The sequence below is a fragment of the Kitasatospora sp. NPDC058965 genome, assembly GCF_042741245.1.
In the GTDB taxonomy this organism is placed as follows: Bacteria; Actinomycetota; Actinomycetes; order Streptomycetales; family Streptomycetaceae; genus Kitasatospora.
In genome coordinates, this window is record NZ_JBHYKG010000487.1 from 1 (window position 1) to 4,320 (window position 4,320).

General features: G+C 75.9%; 4 protein-coding genes. 1 reads left to right on the forward strand and 3 read right to left on the reverse strand.

Going from position 1 to position 4,320, the window contains the following annotated elements:
- Positions 1-806: DMT family transporter (locus ACFW1A_RS39045; protein ID WP_380418191.1), on the reverse strand; the 806-nt coding region annotated here is incomplete at its 3' end.
- A gap of 84 nt (positions 807-890) precedes the next feature.
- Here ACFW1A_RS39045 and ACFW1A_RS39050 point away from each other — a divergent pair.
- Complete coding sequence (locus ACFW1A_RS39050; RefSeq protein WP_380418193.1) at positions 891-1,805, forward strand: LysR family transcriptional regulator; 915 nt, start codon at positions 891-893, stop codon at positions 1,803-1,805.
- Between the two features lie 80 nt (positions 1,806-1,885).
- Here ACFW1A_RS39050 and ACFW1A_RS39055 read toward each other — a convergent pair whose 3' ends face one another.
- Together ACFW1A_RS39055 and ACFW1A_RS39060 are read right to left on the reverse strand one after the other, a co-directional pair.
- The gene (locus tag ACFW1A_RS39055) at positions 1,886-3,877 is read right to left on the reverse strand and encodes a M48 family metalloprotease (RefSeq protein ID WP_380418196.1); all 1,992 of its coding nucleotides are present in this window, start codon (positions 3,875-3,877) and stop codon (positions 1,886-1,888) included.
- Positions 3,874-4,320, reverse strand: a 447-nt coding sequence (locus ACFW1A_RS39060; RefSeq protein WP_380418198.1) for a sigma-70 family RNA polymerase sigma factor, incomplete at its 5' end; no start/stop codon positions are given. The genes ACFW1A_RS39055 and ACFW1A_RS39060, both read right to left, overlap by 4 nt.

Sequence of the window (4,320 nt, forward strand, 5' to 3'; positions counted from 1 at the left end):
CCCGGGATCTGACCGAGGACCAGGGCGCCCATGACCAGGGCGATCGCCGGCTCCAGGCTCATCAGGGTGCCGAAGGCGCCTGCGGTGAGGTGGCGCAGGGCGAGGAATTCGAGGGTGAACGGGAGCACGGTGCTGAGCACGGCCAGGCCCAGCATGGTGAGCACCAGCGGCCAGGTGGCACGGGCGAGTTCGGTGGGGGCGGCGACCAGGGCGGTGACGGCGCCGGCGACCGGGAGCGAGACCGCCAGGCCGTTGAGTCCGGTGACCCGGTCGCCGACGCGCTGGGTCAGCAGGATGTAGCCGGCCCAGCAGGCGGCCGCGCCGAGCGCGAAGCCGAGGCCGGCCGGGTCGATCCCGCCGCGCCAGGGCTCGGTCAGCAGCAGGACGCCGAGGGCGGCCGACGCCGTCCAGGCCTTGCGTCCGCCGCCGGGGCGCAGCAGCGAGACCGCGAGCGGGCCGAGGAACTCCAGCGCGCTCGCGGTGCCCAGCGGGATGCGCGCGGCGGAGAGCATGAAGAGCAGCACCATGCCCGCCGTCACCAGGCCCAGCAGGGCGCAGGTCAGCAGGTCCCGGCGGGCGAAGTCACGCGGGCGCGGGCGGACCAGCAGCAGGACGAGCAGGCCGGCCCAGGCCAGCCGGAGCCCGGCCGTGCCCACGGCGCCGAGCTGGGCGAAGAGCGGGACCGAGAGGGCCAGCCCGAGCTGGACCGAGGACATCGCGCCCACGGCCATCAGGGCCCCGCCGCGGGCGGAGTGCAGGTGTGGCCGGGCGGTGCGGGCGCGGGTGACGGCTTCCAGCGTGCTCATGGGCCTCAGTAGATGACGCGCGCACCGTTGCCGTCCACGTGCCGATCATGGACAAACCGTTCGGGAAAGCTGAACAATGGCGGGATGGACACCCGGCGGCTGCAGATCCTTGCGGAGTTGTCCCGACTGGGCTCGATGCGCGCGGTCGCGGATGTGCTCGGCATCACCACCTCGACGGTCTCGCAGCAGATCGCGGCACTGGCCCGCGACATGGACACCGCGCTGATCGAGCCCGCCGGGCGGCTGGTCCGACTGACACCGGCCGGCCGGCGGCTCGCCGAGCACGCGGTGACGATCCTGGCCGCCGTCGAGACGGCGCACCGGGACCTCGGCCCGGGCGCCGAGCCCAACGGCACCCTGCGGGTGGCCGGCTTCGCCACCGCGATCCGCGGCTACCTGCTGCCCGTGGTGGTGGAGCTCGCGACGAGCACGCCGCGGGTCCACGTCCTCATCCGCGAGCACGAGCCCGCGGAGTCGCTGGAGCTGCTGGCGGCCGACGAGGTGGACCTCGCCCTCACCTACGACTACACCCTGGCGCCGGCCGCCGAGGACCCCACGGTCAGTGCGACGCCGCTGTGGACCGCCAGGTGGGGGCTCGGCGTGCCGGCCGAGGCCGAGCCGGAGGAAGGGACGGAGAAGGGGACGGGCGAGGGCACGACGCTGGACGTCTTCGCGCGCTTCCGGACCAGCGACTGGATCGTCAACTCCCGCAACACGGCCGACGAGGAGGTGATCCGCACGCTCGCCTCGATGGCGGGGTTCCGCCCGCGGGTCACCCACCAGGCCGACAGCCTGGACCTGGTGCAGGAGATGATCGCGGCCGGCCTGGGCGTGGCGCTGCTCCCGATCGGCTTCCCGACCCTGCCCGGGGTGCGGCTCGTCCCGCTGGCCGCCCCCGACGTCGAGCTGCGCGCGTACGCGGTGGCCCGGCACGGCCGCCTGGACTGGCCGCCGCTGGCGCTGGTGACCGACCTGCTCAGGGCCGCCGCGCGGCGATGAGCAAGGCGTAGGCCGGTCGGCGACGGTGATCGGTGACCGGGCGCCCGGCCGCCCGCCACCGCCACGTCGCACCGCCGGCCTCAGTGCAGGTGCAGGTACTCGACCACCAGCTGCCGGCCGACGCCGATCTCGGTGGAGTCGCCGAGGCCGTTGAGGGACTGCAACTCCTGCACCGTCGTGTGGTACTTCAGCGCCAGGGCGCCCAGGGTGTCCCCGGGCTGCACGGTGACGGTGATCGGGACCGCGAGGGCGGAGGGCAGGAAGAGCGACGGGGGCCGCGCTGCGGACAAGGGGGGCGTCGGCAGTGGGGCGAAGGGGAGGTAGCCGGGGCTGGTCGGGGCCGGGAGGCCGGGGGTCCGGTAGGAGTAGGGGGTGTGGGCGGAGTCCGTGCCGCCGGAGTCGGAGTTCAGCTGGATCAGGCTGACGATGCCGATCACCACGATGATCGCCACGAAGGCGGAGCGGACGGTGGTGGACTCCCCGGCCGACGCGGTGGTCCGCGAAGCGGGCCCGATGGTCGTCAGTTCGGCCGGTCGGTCGGGCTCGGCGGACGCGGTGGTCGGGCGGCGGAGAGCGGGGGCGGCCAGGTCGAGGCCGCAGAGCACCAGTTGCAGGCGCAGGCGGTCGACGTCCGCCGGGCGGCGGACGGCGGCCGCCGCGAGGTCGGCCAGGTGCAGTGCCAGGGACTCGTCGCCGAGCAGGCGGCTCGGGCCGGTCCAGGTCAACTCCCAGCGCGCCTGCCCGCTCCGCACCAGGGCCTGCCCGACGAGCGCGAAGAGGGCGGCGGCGGCCAGGTCCAGCGCGGCCGGGGTGGGCAGCCAGAGGTCGGTGCCCCGTTCCAGGACGTCCAGCACCGTGCCCAGGGTGGGCGCGGGCCGGTCGGCGATCCGGCGTACGGCGCGGACGAGCTCCTCGGCGAGGGCCGCGGCCGACGCCTCGGCGGCGAGTTCGGTCCAGCGGTCGACGGGGACGTCGACGGCGCCGGAACCGGTGTCCTGGACGGCCGCGGTCAAGCACTCGGCGCCCGCGACGAGTCGGCCCGCCGGGGCGGACGCGGGCAGGCCGGGGCGGACCGGCGGCCGGCCGGGGAGCGCGGCCAACGAGGCCAGCGTGCGCAGCCGTTCGGCCAGCGCCGGGTGGGTGTCCTCGGGCGAGGTGGCGCCGAACCCGGGGGAGTCGAGCACTTTCGCGAGCGCGTTCCGGTACCGCTCGTCGCGCAGCATCCGGCGGAACGGCTCGACGGGGTCGGCGGGCCGGAAGCCGGCCCGCTGCACCGGCTCGACGTAGTGGGTGCGGTAGTCCTCCCAGGCCAGGGCCAACAGGTGCACGGAGCGCAGGGCGTCGGCGGTGGCCTGCGGGCCGACGGTCGCGGCGGCGACGGCGTCGGCCGTGATCTCCTGGCTGCGCCGGACGGTGAGCGAGAGCCGCCGGTACGCTGCGGCGTACCGGGCCAGGGCCCAGGCCAGCAGCCGTGGATAGCCGGAGACGAACCGGGACCGGTAGGCGTTGTCGACGCGCCGCAGCCGTTCCAGGGTCCGGTCCACGGCGACCGCGCCGCGGTAGGCGACGGCGGCCGCCCGGGTGTCGCGGCCGGCGTAGTGGCCGAGTTCGTGGCAGAGCACCGCGGACAGTTCCGCGACGGTCATGCCCACCAGCAGCGGCACCCCGAGGTACATCCGTCGGCGCCCGCCGAGCAGGCCCAGCATCGGCGCCTCCTCGGCCACCTCGGCGTTGGCCGAGGCGACCAGCAGGATCTCGGCCGGCGGCCGGGTGCCGACCTCGGCGGCCAGGTCGGTCACCAGCTCCCACAGGGCCGGGGCCTGCTCCGGGGAGACCGGCACCGCGCCGTCGACGGCGTCGGGCGGGCGACTGACCGTCAGGACGCCGACCACCACCGCGGCGGTCATCGGCCCGAAGAGCAGCAGGTCGCGCACCGCGGCCGCCGGGTCGGGCTTGGGTCCGGTCAGCGGGACGAACACGAAGACCAGTCCGACCAGGACCACCAGCAGGGCCAGCAGGTACATGCTCGCCAGCAGGCCGAGGGCCAACAGCGCCGAGGCGACCCGCCTCACGACCGCTCGCCCCCGCGCCGTCCGGACGGCACCCGGGGCAGGCGGGCGCAGGCCGCCCGGACGGCGTCGGGGTCGGCCTCGAACCCGGCCCGGAGCCAGTCCTCGGCCGCCCGGAGCCGCTCGGCCAGCGGGTCGGCCGGGCCGGTCTGCGCCAGCAGGGTGACCGGCCGGAGCAGGCCCGCCGGGCGCCCGCCCGCCAACAGGCCGGTCCGCTCCTCACCGCGCTCGGTCGGGTGCATCCCGAGGACCTCCTCCAGCGTGCGGCGGGCCTTGAAGACGTGGGCGGCGACGGTGCTGCGACGGATGTTCAGCTGCTCGGCGATGTCCGGCTGGGACAAGCCGTGGACGAGGTGGAGGACCATCACCATGCGCTGCCGGCCCGGGAGCGCCGCCAGCGCGGCCAGCGCGGCGCGGGCCTCCGCGGTCTCCTCGGTGGTCGCCTG